Source organism: Pleurocapsa sp. PCC 7327, assembly GCF_000317025.1.
Lineage (GTDB): Bacteria > Cyanobacteriota > Cyanobacteriia > Cyanobacteriales > Microcystaceae > Hydrococcus.
Window position 1 is genome coordinate 4,837,488 of sequence record NC_019689.1, and the last position, 20,608, is coordinate 4,858,095.

Sequence of the window (20,608 nt, forward strand, 5' to 3'; positions counted from 1 at the left end):
ATCCTTCGTCTTTCAAGCTGGTTGAGAGCTTAAAATGAAGAACGGGATTTTTCTGGGTCTTGGAAAAACCGTCTATAAAGTTAAAGTTAAGAGGTAAGACCTATCTTTACTAATAATGTCGCTTCAGTCATTGATGCAACTTTATGGAACGATTGCTCGATAAGCTCGCTCTAGAGCAAGTCATTGAACGTTCTCCGCTGACGATTTCGCCAGATATTTCTGTTGTCGATGCGATCGCCTTGCTCGCTCGAACTCAAGTCAGTTGCATTCCGGTAGTAGAAGACTCTAAATTAGTTGGGGTATTTTCGCCCAAGGATGTGGTTCGCCTCGTCGCTTCTGGAGAGGACTTATCTGGAGTTAGAATCGATCGAGTAATAGAGCAGCCAGTCATGGCGCTAAAATTATCCGACTCCGATAATCTCTCTACAGCTTTGTCCCTGCTGCACCAGCAGGGGACTTGCTCTTTACCCGTATTAGACGAACGAGAGCGCTTTGTAGGACTGGTGAGTGCCTGCCAACTCTGGGGAACGCTGAGGCAAAAAATAGAGAGGCAGGTAGACGAACGAACCGACGAGCTTGCCTGGACTAATACGCTATTGCAAAAGCGCGAACGACAATTGAAACTTGCCTTGCAAGCCGCTAAACTCGGTTTCTGGGAACTGGATTTAAAAACGGAAGAGCTATCGTCATCGAGCCAATGCAAAGCCAACTTTGGCTTGCCTCCTGAAGCTGACTTGTCCAACGCCAGACTATTTGAACTCATCCATCCCGACGATCGCGATCGCGTGCGAGAATCTCTCAGGAAGGCGATCGAGCAACAGACAGATTATGAGGCACAATACCGCAATATCTGGCTCGATGGCAGCATTCATTGGGTCTTAGCCAGAGGTCGCGGCACTTACGAAGCCGACGGCACTCCGACTTCTATGCTTGGCGTTACCTTCGACATTACGGAACGCAAGCAAACCGAAGAAGCACTGCGAGAAAGCGAGACTCGGTTGCAGAAGTTAGCCGCCAACCTACCAGGAGTCATTTATACATTTGTCATCTATCCCGATGGCTCGATGAAATTTGAGTACATTAGCGAAGCGTGCCGGGAAATTCAAGAAGTAGAGCCAGAGGAAGTTCTCAGAAACGCTGCTATTTTGTACGAACAAATTCATCCCGAAGACTTGCAAAAAGTTCTCGCAGCCAATGCCATGAGCGCCCAAACCTTAGAACCGTTTGCCTGCGAATGGCGTATCATCACTAAATCGGGAAAACTCAAGTGGGTGCGAGCTATTTCTCGACCGGAACGCCGCGACAACGGGCAGACAGTTTGGTACGGTACGCTATTAGATATCAGCGATCGCAAGCTAGTCGAGCAACAGTTGCGCCAGAGCGAAGCGCGTTTTCAAATACTAGCTCGCGCTACCAACGATGCCGTCTGGGACTGGAATTTACTAACCAATGAAATCTGGTGGAACGAAGCCGTACAAACGCTCTTTGGTTATTCAAAAGAGCAAGTCGGCACCGAGGTGAGTTGGCGATACGAAAATATACATCCAGAAGATAGAGAGAGAATCGTTTCTGAAATTCATGGCATCATCGATCGCGATCGACAGTACTGGTCGAACGAATATCGCTTCCGACGCGCCGACGGATCTTATGCCGATATCTTCGATCGCGGCTATATCGTGCGCGACAATACGGGCAAACCAGTCCGCATGCTCGGCGCGATGATGGACATCAGCGATCGCAAACGAGCTGAAGAAGCGCTTCGGCAAAGTGAAGCCACTCTCCACAGCTTCTTTGACAGCGCCCCCACGATGATGGGAATTGTCGAACTGCGAGATAACGACATCGTGCATCTCATCGATAACGCAGTGACGGCGCAATTATTTGGCAGAACGCCCGCAGCCATGCAAAATCAGTTAGATAGCCAACTAGGCATACCGCAAGAACACATCAGCCTGTGGCTCGATCGCTACCGCGAAGCCAAACGTACTGGAATCCCCGTTCGCTTCGAGTACTTTCACCCCGTTCCCGACGGAGTAAGATGGCTATCGGCTATCGTTTCTGCCATTGCAGGCGGTTCTGAAAGTCATCCGAGATTTGCCTATATTGCCGAGGACATTACCGAACGCAAAAGGGCAGAAGCAGCTCTGCGAGAGAGCGAAAAGCGCTTTTACAACGCCTTTGAATATGCCGCCATCGGCATGGCACTGGTAGCGATCGACGGTCGCTGGCTTAAAGTGAACCGTGCCTTGTGCGAAATTGTCGGTTACTCGCAAGAGGAATTACTCGCTACTAGCTTTCAGGCGATTACCCATCCAGAGGATTTAGAAAGCAGCATCGCTTACATGCAGCAACTTCTGGCGGGCGAGATTAACACCTACCAGATCGAGAAGCGTTACCTTCACCGACAAAGGCATACTGTTTGGGTTTTGTTAAGCGTGTCTGTCGTGAGAGACGATCGCGGTCAACCTTTATACTTCATCGCGCAGATTCAAGATATCACGGCTCGCAAGCAAGCAGAAGCCTCGCTTCGGGAGAGCGAAGAACGCTGGCAGTTAGCTATCCGTGGCACTAACGACGGCATCTGGGACTGGAACGTTAAAACCAATGAAGTCTTTTTTTCACCTCGCTGGAAGGAAATGCTGGGATACGAAGACGGGGAAATTGCCAACCATCTCGATGAATGGTTAAAACGAGTGCATCCCGACGATCTCGGTTGGGTAACTCAAGCTCTTGAAGATCACTTCAATCAGAAAACCCCTTTTTATATCACCGAACATCGCGTCCGGTGCAAAGATGGGACTTATAAATGGATTCTCGATCGCGCTCAAGCGTTGTGGGACGAACGAGGTAATGTTGCTCGGATGTCAGGATCTCATACCGATATCACCAATCGCAAGCAAAGAGAAGAACTTTTAGAAAACATCGCCCGTGGGGTTTCCGCAGAAATTGGCGAAGCCTTCTTCCAGTCATTAGTTAAATATCTCAGCAAAGCCTTAAAGGTCGAATATGCTTTCATCAGCGAAATCGTCGATCCAGAAAGCAATCTCGCTAGAACGGTTGCCGGCTACAGCGACGGTCGCGCGATCGAGAATTTTGAGTATGCTCTGACTAATAATCCCTGTGGAGATGTTATCGGCAAACAGATCTGCGTCTACCCTCAGAACTTGCAGCAGCAATTTCCCCACAACGAAATCCTTCAACAACTAGGAGCCGAAAGTTATTTAGGCGTTCCTTTATTTGACTCGTCCGGTCGGACTTTAGGTGGAATCTCCATCCTCAGTCGTCAGCCACTGCGCGACGCTCGATTGATGGAAGAGACGCTGAAAATCTTTGCCGTTCGTGCTGGGTTGGAACTAGAACGCAGACAGGCAGAAGCCGAATTGGTACGCCAAAATCAACGCTCTCACCTTTTTTCTGAAATTACGCTAAAAATTCGCCAATCCCTGCAACCCGAAGAAATTCTCCAGACCGCAGTTACCGAAGTACAAAAACTGTTGAGTGCCGATCGCGTTTTGGTTTTTCGGCTGTGGGACGACGGTTCGGGAACCGTCGTGCAAGAAGCCGTCTTGCCTGATTTCTCCGAGATTCTAGGACAACAAATTTACGACCCCTGCTTTAGTCGAGATTATCAACAGAAGTATCGTCAAGGAAGGGTAAGCGCGATCGCAGACATTAGAAATGCCGGCATTGAGTCCTGCCACGTCGAGTTGCTCGAACGATTTGGCGTGAAGGCTAACCTAGTGGTACCGATCCTTCAGTGGGAAAAGTGCTGGGGCTTGCTCATTGCCCACCAATGCGATCGTCCCCGACAGTGGAGCCGTTTTGAGATCGAGTTGTTACAGTTGTTGGCCAACCAAATTGGCATTGCCCTCGCTCAGGCGCAACTGTTAGAGAGAGAAGTGCGCCAGCGTCAGGAATTGGCTCGCTCCAACGCCGAATTGCAACAGTTTGCCTACGTGGCTTCCCACGACCTCCAAGAACCCCTGCGGATGGTAACGAGCTATTTGCAACTTTTGGCAAAACGATACCAAGGCAAGCTCGATGCTAGAGCAGACGAGTTTATTGCCTATGCCGTAGACGGGTCGAACCGAATGAAAACCCTGATCGATGACCTGTTGAGCTATTCTCGCGTCAGCACTCGCGCTCAACCCTTTGAACTCGTGGATTGCAATGTTATTTTGGAGATGGCGATCGCCAATCTCCAAGTTACTATTAACGAGACTGGCACAGCCATTACCCGCGCTCCCTTACCCCAAGTTATGGCCGATGCGACTCAACTGATGCAATTATTTCAAAATCTCCTTAGCAACGCCATCAAATTCCGAACCGAAGGCGTTCCCCCACAAATTCACATCGGAGCAGTTAGAAGGCAGGAAGCAGCATCTTCCCCCGCTTCTTCTTCCAAAGAATGGCTGTTCTGGGTACGCGATAATGGAATAGGCATCGAGCAACAGTATGCCGATCGCATCTTTGCTATCTTCCAGCGCTTGCACGGTCGAGGCAAGTATCCGGGAACGGGGATCGGACTGGCAATTTGCACAAAGATCGTCGAGCGGCATGGCGGACGCATTTGGGTAGAGTCAGAATCTGGCAAGGGAGCGACTTTTTACTTCACTATTCCAGAGCGAACAGGTAATCTATCGTGAGCGAGCGAGACTGTAATAAACCAATCGAGATCTTGCTAATAGAGGACAATCCTGGCGATATCGAGCTAACTAAGATTGCCCTGGAAGATAATAAAATGACCATCAATCTCAGCGTGGTAGAAGATGGTGTAGAGGCACTAAAGTTCTTAAAAAAAGAGGGGAAATACGCTAATGTACCTCACCCAGACCTGATCTTACTCGATCTCAACTTGCCTAAAAAAGATGGTCGCGAGGTGCTCGCAGAAATGAAAGCCGATCCAATCCTCAAACGCATTCCGGTCGTAATTCTCACGACTTCCCAAGCCGAAGAAGATGTCCTGAGAGCTTACAATCTTTGTGCCAACTGCTACATTACCAAACCCGTTGACTTCGATCGGTTTGTTAAGATCGTGCGCTCTATCGAAAATTTTTGGTTTACTATCGTCAAATTACCTCCACAATAGCAACCAGTTATTGGTAACCAAGGATCGATGACCAATGACCAAATCAAAGTTTTGTTAGTAGAAGACAATCCCGGCGATATTCTGCTGTTGCAGGAATTTTTGCGGGATGTCAGTTCGACTCAGTTTGAGTTAACGCCTGTCGAGAGTCTGGGCGAAGCCTTTTCGTCCCTTGCTCGCCAGAGCTTTGATGTCGTTCTGTTAGATCTCTCCCTGCCGGATAGCCAGGGATTAGAAACCTTTGTCAAAATCGATCGCGCCTTTCCAATTCTTCCCATCATCGTGCTAACGGGTTTAGACGATGAAACCATCGCCATTCGCGCCATGCAGGAGGGAGCGCAGGATTATTTGGTCAAAGGACAAGTCGATGGAAACTTGTTGGGGAGAGCGATTCGTTACGCGATCGAACGCAAGCAGGCACAGGAGGAGCTACGACAGCGGGAACGCCAATTAAGCGCGGTTTTTAATAGCGCTCTCAACGCGATCGTTATTGCCGATGATGAGGGCAGATATATCGATGCCAACCCATCTGCCTGCGAGCTGTTTGGCGTTTCGAGAGAAGAATTACTCAATGCGAGAATTGCCGATTTTGCCGAGCCGGGGTATGATTTCGCTCGCGCTTGGCAATCGTTCCGAGAGCAAGGACAGATAGCTGGAGAGTTTCGCCTGCGCCGTCGGGATGGCACGGTTCGGGAGGTAGAATTTGCCGCAACGGCTAATTTCCTGCCCCACCGCCATTTGTCGATTCTGCGAGACATCACCGAGAGCAAAACAGCTGCACTCGCCCTCAAACAGCAGACAGAAACTTTGCAGACGATTTTTGACAATATTCCGGTCATGTTAAGCTTCTACGATGCTAACGGTCGAATACGGATGGTCAACAAAGCATTAGAAAAAACCTTGGGCTGGTCGTCAGAAGAACTGCAACAGATAGATCTGATAGCCGAATGCTATCCCGACCCGGATTATCGCGCCTCAGTTATAAAATCAATGCAAACTGCCGACGGTAGCTGGAGGGATTTTCACACCAGAAATCGCGCGGGGGAAATTCTAGAAACTTCTTGGGCAAACGTTCGCTTGCCGAATGGCTTTAATGTGGGCATCGGTCAAGATATCACCGAGCGCAAGCGTGCCGAACAGAAAATCTACGAACAAGCCGCACTTCTAGAGATTACTACCAATGCCATTCTCGTGCGCGATCGCGCTAACCGAATTATCTTTTGGAACAAAGGTGCCGAACAACTTTATGGCTGGAGTGCCCAAGAAGCCATCGGGAAAAACGCCACCGACCTACTCTACAAAGAAGCTACGTCCCAAATCGACTTAGCTCTACAAACTGTCATCGAGAAAGGTGCGTGGCAGGGCGAATTGCATAAAGTCACCAAAGCCGGCAAGGAAGTCATCGTCGAAAGCCGTTGGACGTTGGTGCGCGACGAAGCCGGACAACCCAAATCAATTTTGACCGTCGATACCGACATTACCGAGAAGAAGTCCTTAGAATCTCAGATTCTGCGCGCCCAACGTCTAGAAAGCCTCGGTACCCTGGCTAGCGGGATTGCCCACGACCTCAACAACATTCTCACTCCGATTCTGACCACCGCCCAACTCCTGCCGCTCAAACTGCCCGATTTAGACGAGCGCAGTTTGCAATTGCTGAAATTACTCGAAGACAGCGCCAAGCGCGGCGCAGATTTGGTCAAACAAATTTTGTCGTTTGCACGCGGCGTTGAAGGCAAACGTGCCGTAGTACAAGTCGGGCACCTGTTATGGGAAGTGGTCAAGATTGCCAAGAGTACCTTTCCTAAATCTATAGAAATCGAAGCCGATATTCCAACCCACGAACTGGGAACGGTTTTGGCAGATGCTACGCACCTGCATCAGGTATTTATGAACTTAATTGTTAATGCGCGAGATGCCATGCCCGATGGCGGCAAGCTAACGATTACTGCTAAAAATGTCGTTATAGACGAAAACTATGCGAAAAAAAATCTTTATGCAAAAGCCGGACGCTATCTCGCGATCGCGATCGCAGATACGGGGGTGGGAATGTCTCCCGAAGTCCTCGATCGCATTTTTGAACCGTTTTTTACGACTAAAGAAGTCGGAAAAGGAACGGGATTAGGTCTGTCAACGACTTTAGGAATCATCAAGGGTTATGGCGGCTTTATTACCGTTCGCAGCCAGGTGGGAGAAGGCAGTGAATTTAGAGTCTATCTGCCGCAAATTGACGACGTGCAAAAGCTAGCAGAGGCCGAGTCTCAATTGCCCAGAGGACGGGGAGAATTGATTTTAGTAGTAGATGACGAAGCCGCCGTGCAAGAGATTGCGCAAACCTCCCTAGAAGCTCACGGCTACAAGGTCCTTATCGCTGGCGACGGAATCGAAGCGATCGCCCTCTACGCACGGCATAAAGATGAAATTAAAGCCGTCTTGATGGATATCATGATGCCGTCGATGGATGGCGCGACAGCTATCCGAACCTTGCGCAAGTTCGATCCCCATGTCAAAGTTATTGCTACTAGCGGTCTCGTTTCTAATGAAAAGATTATTAAAGCTTCTGGTGCAAGCATCCAGGCATTTCTATCAAAACCCTACACCTTGAAGGATTTATTAAACGTGCTGCACGAGGTGATTAATCGTTAAGGCTAAAATATCACCATATCAAGTTATCATACTCTAATTCAGCAATGCCGAATTTATACCAATTCGCAATTAGTCAGCAGCTCGGTATGTAAGGCTTTTTCGTTGAGCATATGTAGCGTTCTTTTTTATAAATATCTAAATATTATTAGACACCTAGAGGCTAGCTAGCTAGCTCGGTAGTCAAACAACATCCCATACTGGCAGCCGTTTTCTTCAGTCGGATCGAGGGAAAGAAGGGAAAGCAGGGATTGAACGTCCAGTGATAACTAAGCTTGGGAAAAGGCAGCCAGAGGTTAAAGCTGACTTGCCAAAAGGGAAAGAGGGGAGAAAAAACCCAATCGAGAACCAAACTCTCCTTAACCGCACCAGAGAGAGAGGTAGAAGGAGCCAGCGACCAAGCTTCTCGATTAAACTCTTCTTTTAACAGTTGTATTCTCCAATGGGTGACTTGAGCGCGCGGGGAAGATTCCGAAGACACTATGCAGATACTATTTTCAACGAAGCGATCGCTAGAGGCGACCACGAGCAGATTTGTTCCATCCAGAGTAGCCTCAAAAGTCGCAAAATCTCGATCTTGCCAACTCAGCAGCACGGTCTGACCATCCGTGCCAACATATTCAGCTACTAGGTCGGTTGGCTCGACCAACGTATTGCCATCTTCACCTAACTTCCCTCTAACCCGACCGACTAGGCGACTGCCATCGCTGAAATGATAAGACCAGTTATACAGCTTCGCGATATAAGTTGGCTCTTTACCGAAGGTGAAGGACAAACCGACGGGTGATAGAGTCAATCGGGTACGGTAATTAGTCACTGGTTTTTCTAGGGTTATGAGAGGTGCTGCGAGCGAGCGGGTCTTTTTGTATTATTTTAGCTCGTACCGAGCGGGCTGGTACTTCTTTTATCTAAGTCCTCGAACTGAAATTCTCCTCAAAGCCAATCTTTCCTTGTTCGATTCTTTTGTTGATTTCTCCGATCCCCTACTTCAGAAAAATTAACGAGAGCATTATAGCAATTTCCTAAATACCTGCTCCAAATAGTTAAATGGGAAAAGGGCGCGATCGCTGTTAAGATTTGTTGGGCATCTTTACTATTTCGCGACTTTGTCTCAACGGTACTATCTCAGCTTCCTTGCTTTCTCTCGCCACCCGAATCAGCAATCCAGCCAAAATCAAACTTGCCAGACTAGAACTTCCGCCATAGCTGAACAAGGGCAAGGGTAAACCCGTTGTCGGCAGTGCCCCAGTTGCTACGCCGATATTGAGCAAGGCTTGTCCTACCATTACCGTCATCGCACCAAGCGCCACCAATTGTTTGACGCGATGGTTACATTTCATGGCAACGAGCAAAGCTAGTGTGGCATAGCTGACGAGCAATAGTAGCAGCAGGATACCGCCTGCGAAACCAAATTCTTCGGCAAAGACGGCAAAAATAAAATCCGTGTCCTGAAACGGTAAGTAGGAGAGCTTTTGCTGCGATAGCCCAAAACCCTCCCCCCAGGTTCCCCCAGAACCAATCGCTAGTAAACTTTGAACCAGTTGATAGCCTTTGTTCCTCGGATCTGCCCAGGGATTCAGGAAGGAGATAATCCGCTGGCGTTGGTATTCGTTAATGGTGACGCTGACAAAGGCGGTCAACACGCCAGTAATGGCAGTTCCGCCGAGATAGATCGAGGACAATCCCGACCCTAATGCAATCAACCATATAGTTATGCCGCACAAAGCCGTAGTACTTAAATTGGGCTGAAGCAAAATTCCGGCAAGCGTCGCCGCGAAAACTCCTAGCCAAGTCAGGCGTACTTTCCAAGGCAATTGTCTCCACTTCCCAAAAAACCAGGCACTTTGCAGAACAAGCGCGGGTTTCATAAACTCTGAGGGTTGCAGGAGTATCGATCCGAGTTTAATCCATCGGGTGGCTCCGTTGACCTCCGAACCCAGGGGAGTTAGGGTTAAGAAAATCAATCCCAAGCACAGCAAAACTAGCCAAGGGGCGATTTTTAATAACAAACGAATTGGCGATCGCGCGATCGCATTGCAACCCATTAAGCCTATCCAGATCCAGATGAGTTGGCGTTTGACGTAATACCATCCATCTCCTCGCGTCGCGTCATTATCTGGATTGGCAGCCACGGCATAGGAGGCAGAAAATAAGACGACTAAACCGATGCCAAGCCACAACAGGGTTAGCCAGCGCAGCAAACGCGCTTCAATCGACCAATTTTTTACTTCTGGGTCAAAAATAGGAATGAGATACCGCAGCACAGTAAATTTTTATCTCCAGCCCTTGACAAAGCAAAAAGAGGTCGTCACTGACCTCTCTTCGATCTGCTGACAGTTGAATTGATTATAGTAAGCCCGTATTTGTTCCTGGCTTGCCCGTTGCTAGCTGAACTTTGATAATTTTTCCGCCCATTTTCATGATGCGTTGCTGTTCGCGGAACCAGTTATCATAGGGAACTAGCTTGGTAAAGTAGGTGTTTTGTAATTCGCGCTGCGTCCGAATCCGGGTTTGGCTGGGCACGCAAGCAGTCACTTTGAACATCCGCATAAGTTAGATTCTCCCAATCTATTTATCCGATATTTTAAGGGTTGTGCTTTTCTTATTTACAACAAAGGCCGGGAGTCAGGAGTCAATACTAGATCTTTAAAACTTATCTTTTTATTAAGATTAAGCCTTTAAGGAGCTAGCACTCACTCTAGACTTCCCGAACCTCTAATAGACAACTTTTCTTCGGTTGCCGGATTAGTCGCTCTAGCTCAAGCCAGAACAGATGTAGTCGAAGTATACGCCCATTTCTTTGCCAGCATCAGCACCAACTAGGCTAGCAGTAACTTCTTTCATTGCCTGGATAGCTTGGATGGTGGAAGAAATGGGAACGCCTAGAGAATTGTAGGTTTCCTTCAATCCATTGAGAACGCGCTCGTCGAGGATAGAGGGATCGCCAGCTAGCATTGCATAGGTTGCATAGCGCAGGTAGTAATCCAAGTCGCGGATGCAAGCAGCATAGCGGCGGGTGGTATACATATTTCCGCCAGGACGGGTTACGTCGGAGTAGAGCAAGGATTTCGCGACAGCTTCCTTGACGATTCCAGCAGCATTAGCGCTGATAACGCTGGCTGCACGGACGCGCAGTTCGCCGCTAGCGAAGTAGTTCTTGAGCTTATCCATGGCAGCACCGTCGAGGTACTTTCCTTGAACGTCAGCAGAATTGATGACAGAAGTAATTGCGTCTTGCATAGTTTTGCTTCCTTATTTTGCCTAGTCTTATAAATCTTTACGAACAAACGCGAGAGCTTTTTTTGACAAAGTAGGGAGGAATAGTCCCTATGACATGGCTCCGATCACGTAGTCGAAGTAAGAAGCTGCTTCGGAGGCATCGTCAGCAGACATCAGTCCTAGAGAGACTTCCTTCATTTCGCGGACGCTTTGAGCCACAGCGCCGATGTCGGTTCCCAAAGACTTATACATTTCACGAACGCCAACTAAACCGATTTCTTCAATCGGGGTAACATCGCCAGCAACTACGCCATAGGTGATCAAGCGCAGGTAGTAATCCATGTCGCGCAAGCAAGTTGCGGTCATTTCTTCGCCATAAGCGTTGCCGCCAGGAGAGACGATATCGGGACGCTTTTGGAATAAGCGATCGCCTGCTTGCTTAACGATGGTTTCGCGAGCGCCAGTCAGGGTTTCGGCAATGCGCAGACGAGCGGCACCGCCAGTAACAAACGCTTTGATTCTATCTAGTTCGCCGGGGCTGAGATAGCGGGCTTCTGCATCTGCATTCACGATTGATTTCGTGACAATACTCATCGATGGATTCCTCCCAAAAAAAATGAGACTAAAAAAAGAGCGGACTCTCTTTAAACTATTAGCTCCGTTAAAACGGTTTACCAATCTCGTGTTTTAACACATTATTGACCCACTCGAATGCTCGAAGTTGAATAAAAATCCGGCTTTAGCGGGTAGCTTTTGCTTTTTGAGACTGTGGTTTGACCGAACTCGGAATTGTGTCCCGATAGGTCTTACCGCAATTATTCTGAGGCATGGCGTTCACATTCGCTGTTACTCCTTAACAGTTTTTAACATTTTCCCTCAGAAATAAGGTCTGACATCCGAAAAGCGATCGCTAATTTTTTTGCTTAGCACAATTGGAGCTGTTTGACAACTAGGGTTGAAGAGAAAAAATCGGGGATTTGCGATCGCACTCAGAACGAATTATTAGTTGCTTAAATATTATTTCAATTTGATATAAATACGAAAGCTTCGGATGTTTTTTGTTTTTTCCAAAGCCCTAAACAATCAATCCAGCTTCTCGAATGCGAGAGGCTAATCGGGTAAAGTCAAAAAAATAGAAACGCAATCGCAAACTCAGCCTACATTTCCCAACCTAAGAATGCTGTGACAAATACTGCACAAATTCTATGTGTTCTTGGCTATTCAATCCTCGTTGTAGCAGTGCTAAAACTGTTGTCATCTCTCCTGAAAGTAATGCCGTCACATTTAACCACAAACCAGGAAAAACACAACTTTTAATAATCCCATCGGTATCAGGTTCGAGTCGCACGTATTCGTCATTTTGCAAGCTGAACCAATCGAGTTTATTTTCTAAAATCTGCCAAACAATATATTCTCTAACACCATTACGACGATATGCCCGTTTCTTGTCGTATAAGTCAATGGATACGCTGCTGGCGGCGACTTCTGCGACTAACTCTGGTGCGCCCTCGATGTAATCGTCTTGGCTAATACGCGCTTGTCCGCCGAGACGTTCGTCAATCAACAACACCGCATCTGGTTGCGGTTCGTTATCTAAGTCCAAGCGGACTGTGGCATTATCAGCTAGTTTAACGCCTGGGGTAGCAACTTTGTAAACTCCCAACCAGATAATTAGGTCTCCATGAGGTTGTCCATGACTATTAAAACGCAATGGGGAGGGCACGTACACGACTCCTTCAATTAATTCTGCTTTCTTGAGATGGGGCATCGCGGTATAACGGCGTTCAAATTCGTGGCGAGTGAGCCTATCCCCACTTTCTAAAGGCGGTGTATCTGGTCGTGCAAAAGTCGTCATAAGCCGATTCCAATTGAAGGAGTTTTGCTGCATCCAGTATATCGAGCTTGATAAAATTCTTTAATAAAAAAAAGACAATAAAAAAAGACGCGATCGCTCGCGCCTCTATTCTAGCTATGCGACTTATTTTATCGTCTTAGACGTTCAGTTTTGCGGGTGTAAAACTAGGCACGACAATTTCCGTATCTTGCTTCGTCAGCTTGTTATAGAGCTTCTCCGTATTGGGGAAGTTTGCCGCCGGAAGGGTTGGGAAGCGACGGTAGGGCACTACATCCTCGCCGAACACTTGGGCATACTCCATGCTATTAACCATTGCGCCAATAAAAGCACGTATACCCTGCGTAGCCAGAATCTGGTTGTACTTCTGGATTTCACGCTGATTGAGGGGCGCACGTCCCAAGAAATGCTTCGTCCCTAACTCGATTACTTTCGTATTGGGGAAGGGCGTGTAGAACTCTTTGATATAAAGATCCGAACACCCTAATCCTTCGATAAACTCCTTAACCGTAATTTCTCCATTGCTCAGCTTGCTTTCCAGAGCAGAGAACTCAGTCTGAACGATAAAGGGATTGAGGTCGCGCTCGAAAATCTGACGATAGGCAGCTCGAATGAGGTTTCCAACTGCCACTTTGTCAGCCAAAGATGTGAGCTTGAAGATCTTGGTTTGTTGGCGCTGAGCGCTCACGCCCTGATTAATGCGGAATTGAATTTCGGGTTCCGTCCGCATTGCCGCCGCCTGACCCAACTCGACAAAGCGAGGCGTAACTTCTTTGTCAACGCGCTTCCCGATATCTTCGCGCAGCATTCCCACTCGTGCCATGCGCATTTGCAGACCGCCAGGGGTTAAATAGCGCTCGTAGGGAACGGTATCTTCCCCAAATGCCTGGGTATATTCGGGGCTGTCGATAATTGCATCTACGAGAGCATAGAAGCCTTTCTTGGAGCAAAGATCGAAGTACTTGTTCATTTCCTGACGACCGTAGGTGGGACGACCTAACAGGCGGCGATGGATATACTCGATCGCTTTGACGACATAGTACGGAGTCCAGTACGTCTTGCGGAAAGTTTCCGACTTCGCCAGCATTTTGATAAATTCGCGCAGCGTAATTTCGCCGTTTTCTAGCTTGATTTCTGCAACGCTCAGGCGCTGACCTTCATAGACATCCCGTCCGAAGACTTGGCGATAAGCAGCCCGAATCACAGCTTGGGTCGAGCTTTCGCCATACTTGACGCTGGCACCGTTGCTCGCTCCCGGTAGCTCGTTATTGAGGCGGAATACCTTCGGTCCGAGAGAACCGGGCATCTCGCCTCGCGCCGAGGGATTGCTATTTTGATTGTTGATAGCAGGACCCCGGTGAATGAGGATGCGCTTGGTATCTTTGTTAAATGGAGCGGGTCTGGCGTTGGGATTGCGAGTTTCTTTGGGGAAGATCGCGCCAAATTGAATTTCCAGCGGGTCGTTACCGGAACCGTAAACGTGTTGGTCGGGTAGCGGGCGATCGTACTTGGCGAAAGTTGTGATAAACTGGGGGACTTTGCGGAAGGGAGCGCTGTAGTTAAACAGATCTTGCTGCATTCCCCAATTGCGGCATTCCTGCGCTTCTTGACCCAATCCTCGGAGGTAGGGGACGGTTTCTTCGCCGAAGTAGTCAGAGTATTCTTGCGAATCTACTAAAGCATCCACTAGCGCGGCAAGTCCGCCGCGGGAAACAATGTCGAAGTATTTCTGAACTTCTTCGCGCGAGGAAGGACCGCGACCTAGAATATGGCGGAACGCCAGTTCGAGAGCGCGGCTGTTGATAAATGGCTCGAAGAACTGTTTCCGGTACAGGGGAGATTTACATAGGCGGCGAACAAACTCTTTCATGGAAATGTCGCCGTTTTTAACCTGAGATTCTAGGTAAGAGATAGACAGGCTGTAGGCGCGAGTAATATCTCGCTCGAAAATTTGTCGGTAGGCGGCTTTGATAACAGCTTGCTTTTCTGATTCCGACAAACCGGGCTTCATAACGAATTTTTGCCGCCGCTCTGCTGCATTAAAATAACTCTGAGGCAGCGCTAATCCTTGTACGTCTGCAGAAGGACCCTGGCGCAGCTTATTAGCAGGCGTTGGCGCTTTAAATTCGCTGATGAGAACGTCGAAATATTGCTTAACAATTTCTTTCGCTTCCAGATCGCGCTGGAAGTAATCGATAGAAGCTGCTCGCATTTCTTGGAGGGCAACGATAGTCGCATCGGTCGAGCAAGCATTTTCAATCACTTCTCGCAGTCCGCGCGTATTGACTACCAAGATATTGGGGTCGCCAGCGACGATCGCATAGGTAGTATAGCGCAAGAACCAAGATAAATCCCGCAGAGACTTTTGCATGTTGCTCGGACCGTAGCGGGAAATAGGAATGGGGCGAAATCCTGGCGGAATGGGACCTGTAGAACTAAAAATGGAGCGCAGACCGCCAAATATGCTGCCGCCGCCACCGCCTTCGACATAGGTGACATCCATGCCTGTTGCTTGCCGAGCACCCCCAGCTGCTACGCCAGCTATTGCCATTTCTTCGACCGGAGGTTTTTCCAAGTAAGCCATCGGCGACCCTCCGGTGAAAATCCGGTTAGCAGCACGGGACACGATTAGGTCGGAGTTTTTCGTCAGCGTCTGAGCAATTTCTATACGCTTGCTGCCAGAGCGAAAATATTCTGTTAACTGATTGAGTTCTGCCTTTTCTAAAAAACGATCCTGTTGTTCTGCTTGAGAGATCGCAGAAACTGGGACGGTTTGATAGAGTTGAGGACGGGCTAATGAGCTTCCACCACTTGCCTTGACAGTCATTGGATTTCAACTATCTCCCATTAAAAAAATTTGTTTAGTGGACTCCTGGTCGGAGTAAAGATGCTTACTACATCTCGATTTAAAATCAGATGTTTAAATTTTTGCGTCAGCATCTAGATTAGAATGTTTCGCGCTCTGTGAGTTACATTATTAAGAATTGTGTCACGAAGTCTGAGAAAAAGTTCGAGAAGACTACAGCGATTAGCCTTGGGAGCGATCGCTCCCAAGGCTAGTCTGAATCGACTGTTCGTCAAGCAAAAATCAAACGATTGTTTAAACAAACGAGAACGCTGGAGAGCCAAGGTTCAAATCGGTCGGAACATTTTGCAAAATGCTAATAAGTTCTCCTCTGGCTGCATCTCCAGGATCGTAGATCAAGGCTGCATTGATACTGCCGCTGCTAGTCGTGAAAAAGTCCAGATCGTACTGCGCGATCGCGCCATGCAGTTGAATAATATCTTGACTGGAATCGAAATCGCTAATTAATGCATAGTCAGACTCGCCAGTGGTCAGCGGATCGCCATCGCTGTAGAAAACGCGACTCGCATCTCCCAATACAAAAGTATCGCTATCTGAAAAGCCAGTTAAGACATCCAACTCGCCAGCGCCATAACTAGCAGACGGATCGACTCCAACTAAGCGATCGCTGCCAGCGCCACCATCGAGGGAATCATTGCTCGCTCCGCCTGTAAGACTATCTGCGCCAGCTTCGCCCACCAGGCTATCCTCGCCTTTACCACCAAAGATAAGATCGTTGTCGGTACCGCCGTTGAGGGAGTCTTTTCCTTCTCCTCCATCGAGAGTATCCTGACCTGCATTGCCAAGAATGGTATCGTCGCCAGATTCGCCTAAGAGGCGATCGTTGCCAGCCCCGCCCTCGATCGAGTCGTTGCCGTCGCCACCGAGAATATTATCCCGTCCTCCGTTGCCTTTGAGGAGATCGTCGCCGTCGTTGCCAAAGATTCTGTCTCTGCCAGCGCCTCCTTCGACTGTATCGTTTCCTTCGTCAGCAGTAATTAGATCGTCGCCGTCGCCGCCGAAGATCTCATCCCTGCCAGCCAGCGCTTGTATGATATCATTACCGCCCAAACCGGAAATGCGATCGCGACGGTTAGTGCCAGTTATGACATCATCGCCTTCAGTGCCGATAATTTCATTGGGAGGACCGAGTTCGCTGAGAGCGTTGAAGGCATTGAGCCGACCGCCGGAGACAGTTTTTCCTTCTAGAACAGTGAGGGGATCGACAGTCGTCAGAAGCAGTTCTTTAACTTCTTGTGCGCTGAGGTTTGGGTCTTCCGACCAAAGCAAGCTGGCAACCCCCGATACGTGAGGCGTAGCCATTGATGTCCCATCATAGGATGCATATCCCCCTCCAGGAACAGTGCTAAGGACGCTCACTCCCGGAGCGCCTAGATCGACGGAAGTAGCTCCGTAATTGGAAAACCAAGCCAATCGGTCGCTAGCATCAGTAGCTGCGACCGAAATGATGTTATCGAGGTCGTAACTGGCAGGATAAGCCGGGTTTGGACCATCATTGTCATTAGTTCCGTTTCCTGCTGCCGCAATAAACAACTGCCCTGCTTTACCTGCGGCAGCGATCGCGTCGTACAAACCTTGGGAGAAGAAATAACCTCCCCAGCTATTGCTGGTCAGTTTCACTCCCATGAGGGTAGAATATTCTACTGCCTCAATTGCATCGAAGTCAGTTCCGCTTCCTCCAGAATCTAAAAACTTGATCGCCATAATCTTGGCGTTCCAATTGACACCAGTCACGCCAGTATTATTATTCCCTTCAGCAGCAATTGTCCCTGCGACGTGAGTGCCGTGGAAAAAGTCATCAAAGGGATCGCCATCTTCGTTCACAAAGTCATAGCCGTAGTAATCATCTACATAGCCATTGCCATCGTCGTCAACGCCATTGTTGGGAGTTTCTCCCGGATTAGTCCACATGTTGTCGTTGAGATCCGGATGATTATAATCCACTCCCGTATCGATTACTCCCACCACTACATCGCTTCCGGTTTGCCGATCCCAGGCTTCTGGCGCATCGATATCGGCATCGGGGGTACCACCCGTTTGTCCGGTATTGTTTAAACCCCAGAGTTCGCTAAAACGCGGATCGTTAGGAATAGTAGCCGTAGTAGAGCGGATATAGTTAGGTTCGATATATTCGATCGCGGGATCTGCACTAAAACTTGCGATCGCGTCTCTGACGCTCGTTCCCTCTTCTAACTTCCAACGCTGAATTCCCAGCGTCTTGGTGGTTTCTAGAACTGTAGCTCCTAGCCTTTCTTGGAGAAGGCTAATTTTGTTTGCTTCTGTGCCAGCTTTGAGTTTAACGATCAGCTCGCCGGAGGCATAGTCTTTTCCTTCTGCCAAACCAGCTAGTCTTGCTAATGGGCTAGTGTTCTCTGGAATAGGACTTTCATCGGTGTTATCCGTTGTTTGTTGGGCGGATAGCGATGCGGTAGACGCAGATGAAGCACCAGATCCTTGCAGGATCGCGATCGTTTCTCCTCTCGCTTCTACCCCTGGGTCGTAAATCATGGCTACATCTACCCGTCCCGAAGGAGTGGTAAAGTAGTCTAATTTATACAGGTCGTCTGAGCCTTTGCGTTGCAGGGAATCTTGGCTGGGGTCGTAGTCTGTAATTAAAGTATAGTCAGACTCGCCCGTCGTCAGCGGATCGCCATCATCGTAGTAAACGCGATCGTTATCGCCAAGGGCAAAGGTGTCGTATCCCGTACCGCCAGAGAGAGTATCGATCTCGCCCGCACCAAAACCAACTTTCGCGCCGGAGACTACCGCGAGGTTAATTCCCACTAAATTATCATTTCCGGCTCCTCCATCGAGGCTGTCGTTATCGAATCCTCCCACCAAGGTATCAGCCTCAGTGCCGCCGCTGAGACTGTCACTGCCGCTGCCTCCTAAGATGCGATCGCTTCCCGCATTGCCAGAGAGCGAGTCAGTGCCATCTCCCCCGTCGATGGTGTCGTCGCCGCCTTGACCGACGATGGTATCATTGCCTGCTTGTCCGAGCAAACGATCTCGACCAGCGCCGCCATCAATGGAATCGTTGTCCTCGCCGCCGAGAATGTCATCGCGACCCTCATTACCGATTAAAATGTCATTGCCGCCATTACCGGAGATGGTATCATTACCGCTCCCTCCTTCCGCTTTGTCTTTGCCATCTCCAGCAGTAATCAGGTCATTGCCCGAACCGCCTAAAATTTGGTCGTTGCCAGCTAGACCTTGGAGAACGTCATTGCCGCCCAAACCAGAAATGGTATCGGGTCCTCTGCTGCCAGTTAATACGTCATCGCCCTCAGTGCCGATGAGTTCGATACCAGGCGGAATTTCATAGAGATAAATTTCTCGATCGGTGCCGTCATAGCTGCTCCAGACTACTTTATTACCAGAAATTTGCGGGTCGTAGTCGTAGGTATTGTTATTGGTCAGTTGGATGACATCGCCGTCGTAGAAATAGATTTCGCTGTCAGCATTGTCGGGATAACCATACCAAACTACCTTATCGCCCGAAATTTGCGGGCTGTAATCGTAGAAATTATTGTCAGTTAGTTGAATGGTCTGGTTGCCATCGTAGAGGTAGATTTCACTGTCATTGAAGTCTGGATAACCGCTCCAAACCACTTTATTGCCCGAAATCTGTGGGCTGTAGTCGGAGAAATTGTTGTCGGTTAATTGGACGATTTTGCTGCCGTCATAGAGGTAGATTTCGTCGTCGTTACCGTCATAGCCACTCCAAACTACCTTATCGCCATCTATCTGTGGACTGTAATCGTAGGTATTGTTATTGGTTAGTTGGATGGTCTTGCTACCGTCATAGAGGTAGATTTCGTCGTCGTTGCCGTCATAACCGCTCCAAACCACTTTATTGCCCGAAATCTGTGGACTGTAGTCAGAGAAGTTATTATCGGTTAATTGGACGATTTTGCTGCCGTCGTAGAAGTAGATTTCGCTGTCAGAGTAGTCGGGAGGATAGGCGTACCAAACTACTTTATTGCCATCTATCTGCGGACTGTAATCGTAGAGATTGTTGTCGGTCAGCCGAGTAGTCTTATTACCATCATAAAGGTATATTTCATCGTCGTTGCCGTCAGAGCCGCTCCAGACTACATTGTTGCCTGAAATCTGCGGACCGTAGTCGTAGAAGTTATTATTGGTCAGTTGGGTAATCTTGCTGCCATCGTAGAAGTAAATTTCACTGTCATTAAAGTCGGGATAACCAGTCCAAACTACTTTGTTGCCATCTATTCGCGGACCGTAGTCATCAAAGTTGTTGTTGGTTAATTGGATGATGTCATTATTGTTAGCCATGTTTCACGTCTCCTGATTCAATTCGGCAACTTTCAATGGGTTGCTCGGTTGAGAGTTCGCACGGTAGCGATTCTTCTTCAAAAACTGCCCCTGAGCGCGACGCGCAAATTACCAAAATTATTAATTTAATTTGCATATTGCGATTGTTGTCACTGCAAGACAATATAACTCCTTCGCTACCCTCTTAATTTGGGAAGCGAACGATGTTGGCAAGATAAATATGCAGCGTTTTCAATCCGCCAAAATCAAAAAACTTCTTGGGTTCTTAGAATCCTGTGTCCTCCGATCGCACTCCTAATAAACCACTTAGCTTGAGCGAAGACAAATGGTTCCTTTGAAAGTTCTTTTGAATGTTTGTTAGGGAAAACAGAAGCGAACGATCTTTGAGAAGAACAAAAGATGTTTTTATTGAGTATGTATTGTATATTCCTATTTTAGGATATATGCAAATTAAATCAACAAAATTCGTCTTAAACTTCTGGAAATCGATTGATAAATTATCAAAGCTTCATCTTTCTTAACTATAGCGATCGCTAGATTTCTTCAAGAGTTCTTCATTTTTCTTCGGTTTAATTATAAGTAACCCGACTCAGTTTTGGTTTATGGTCTCGATTGCTAAGCAATATAAGAGTTACAGGAAAGCTGT

General features: G+C 48.2%; 11 protein-coding genes. 3 read left to right on the top strand and 8 right to left on the bottom strand.

Translation table 11 applies throughout. The features are described 5' to 3' along the window. The first annotated feature begins 143 nt into the window (after nucleotides 1-143). From PLE7327_RS25535 to PLE7327_RS21790, 3 genes are read left to right on the top strand one after another with little or no spacing between them, the layout of a single operon-like run. The gene (locus PLE7327_RS25535; protein WP_015145923.1) at nucleotides 144-4,646 is read left to right on the top strand and encodes a PAS domain-containing protein; all 4,503 of its coding nucleotides are present in this window, start codon (nucleotides 144-146) and stop codon (nucleotides 4,644-4,646) included. Continuing rightward, a complete protein-coding gene (locus PLE7327_RS21785; RefSeq protein WP_015145924.1) occupies nucleotides 4,643-5,089 on the top strand; it encodes a response regulator in 447 nt (148 codons plus the stop codon). The genes PLE7327_RS25535 and PLE7327_RS21785 overlap by 4 nt, the downstream gene beginning before the upstream one ends. Before the next feature lie 27 nt (nucleotides 5,090-5,116). Beyond that, nucleotides 5,117-7,729, top strand: coding sequence for a PAS domain S-box protein (locus PLE7327_RS21790; protein ID WP_015145925.1), 2,613 nt, complete (start codon nucleotides 5,117-5,119; stop codon nucleotides 7,727-7,729). Between the two features lie 160 nt (nucleotides 7,730-7,889). On the opposite strand, the gene PLE7327_RS21795 is transcribed toward PLE7327_RS21790, so the two are convergent. The 8 genes from PLE7327_RS21795 to PLE7327_RS25540 form a co-directional block, all read right to left on the bottom strand. Next, nucleotides 7,890-8,543 (bottom strand): hypothetical protein, encoded by a 654-nt coding sequence (locus PLE7327_RS21795; protein ID WP_015145926.1) that lies wholly within the window; start codon nucleotides 8,541-8,543, stop codon nucleotides 7,890-7,892. A 253-nt stretch (nucleotides 8,544-8,796) separates the two neighbouring features. Continuing rightward, nucleotides 8,797-9,990: an FtsW/RodA/SpoVE family cell cycle protein gene (locus tag PLE7327_RS21800; protein WP_015145927.1), complete on the bottom strand. Its 1,194-nt coding sequence runs from the start codon at nucleotides 9,988-9,990 to the stop codon at nucleotides 8,797-8,799. A gap of 82 nt (nucleotides 9,991-10,072) precedes the next feature. Beyond that, on the bottom strand, nucleotides 10,073-10,276 hold the full coding sequence (locus tag PLE7327_RS21805) for a phycobilisome linker polypeptide (protein ID WP_015145928.1): 204 nt from the start codon (nucleotides 10,274-10,276) through the stop codon (nucleotides 10,073-10,075). A gap of 204 nt (nucleotides 10,277-10,480) precedes the next feature. After that, the gene (gene apcB, locus PLE7327_RS21810; protein WP_015145929.1) at nucleotides 10,481-10,966 is read right to left on the bottom strand and encodes an allophycocyanin subunit beta; all 486 of its coding nucleotides are present in this window, start codon (nucleotides 10,964-10,966) and stop codon (nucleotides 10,481-10,483) included. A gap of 87 nt (nucleotides 10,967-11,053) precedes the next feature. Further along, complete coding sequence (locus PLE7327_RS21815) at nucleotides 11,054-11,539, bottom strand: allophycocyanin subunit alpha apoprotein (protein WP_015145930.1); 486 nt, start codon at nucleotides 11,537-11,539, stop codon at nucleotides 11,054-11,056. A gap of 577 nt (nucleotides 11,540-12,116) precedes the next feature. Beyond that, complete coding sequence (locus tag PLE7327_RS21820) at nucleotides 12,117-12,800, bottom strand: Uma2 family endonuclease (RefSeq protein WP_041392487.1); 684 nt, start codon at nucleotides 12,798-12,800, stop codon at nucleotides 12,117-12,119. A gap of 136 nt (nucleotides 12,801-12,936) precedes the next feature. Beyond that, nucleotides 12,937-15,624: a phycobilisome rod-core linker polypeptide gene (locus PLE7327_RS21825; protein WP_015145932.1), complete on the bottom strand. Its 2,688-nt coding sequence runs from the start codon at nucleotides 15,622-15,624 to the stop codon at nucleotides 12,937-12,939. Nucleotides 15,625-15,897: 273 nt separating this feature from the next. Beyond that, nucleotides 15,898-19,962 (bottom strand): S8 family serine peptidase, encoded by a 4,065-nt coding sequence (locus PLE7327_RS25540; protein ID WP_015145933.1) that lies wholly within the window; start codon nucleotides 19,960-19,962, stop codon nucleotides 15,898-15,900. Nucleotides 19,963-20,608 lie beyond the last annotated feature (646 nt).

Bases quoted from the DNA above. Each gene is read 5' to 3' on its own strand.
- PLE7327_RS21820 (WP_041392487.1), bottom strand. From the start codon at position 12,800: ATGACGACTTTTGCACGACCAGATACACCGCCTTTAGAAAGTGGGGAT.
- PLE7327_RS25540 (WP_015145933.1), bottom strand. From the start codon at position 19,962: ATGGCTAACAATAATGACATCATCCAATTAACCAACAACAACTTTGAT.
- PLE7327_RS21815 (WP_015145930.1), bottom strand. From the start codon at position 11,539: ATGAGTATTGTCACGAAATCAATCGTGAATGCAGATGCAGAAGCCCGC.
- PLE7327_RS21825 (WP_015145932.1), bottom strand. From the start codon at position 15,624: ATGACTGTCAAGGCAAGTGGTGGAAGCTCATTAGCCCGTCCTCAACTC.
- PLE7327_RS21790 (WP_015145925.1), top strand. From the start codon at position 5,117: ATGACCAATGACCAAATCAAAGTTTTGTTAGTAGAAGACAATCCCGGC.
- PLE7327_RS21805 (WP_015145928.1), bottom strand. From the start codon at position 10,276: ATGCGGATGTTCAAAGTGACTGCTTGCGTGCCCAGCCAAACCCGGATT.
- apcB (WP_015145929.1), bottom strand. From the start codon at position 10,966: ATGCAAGACGCAATTACTTCTGTCATCAATTCTGCTGACGTTCAAGGA.
- PLE7327_RS25535 (WP_015145923.1), top strand. From the start codon at position 144: ATGGAACGATTGCTCGATAAGCTCGCTCTAGAGCAAGTCATTGAACGT.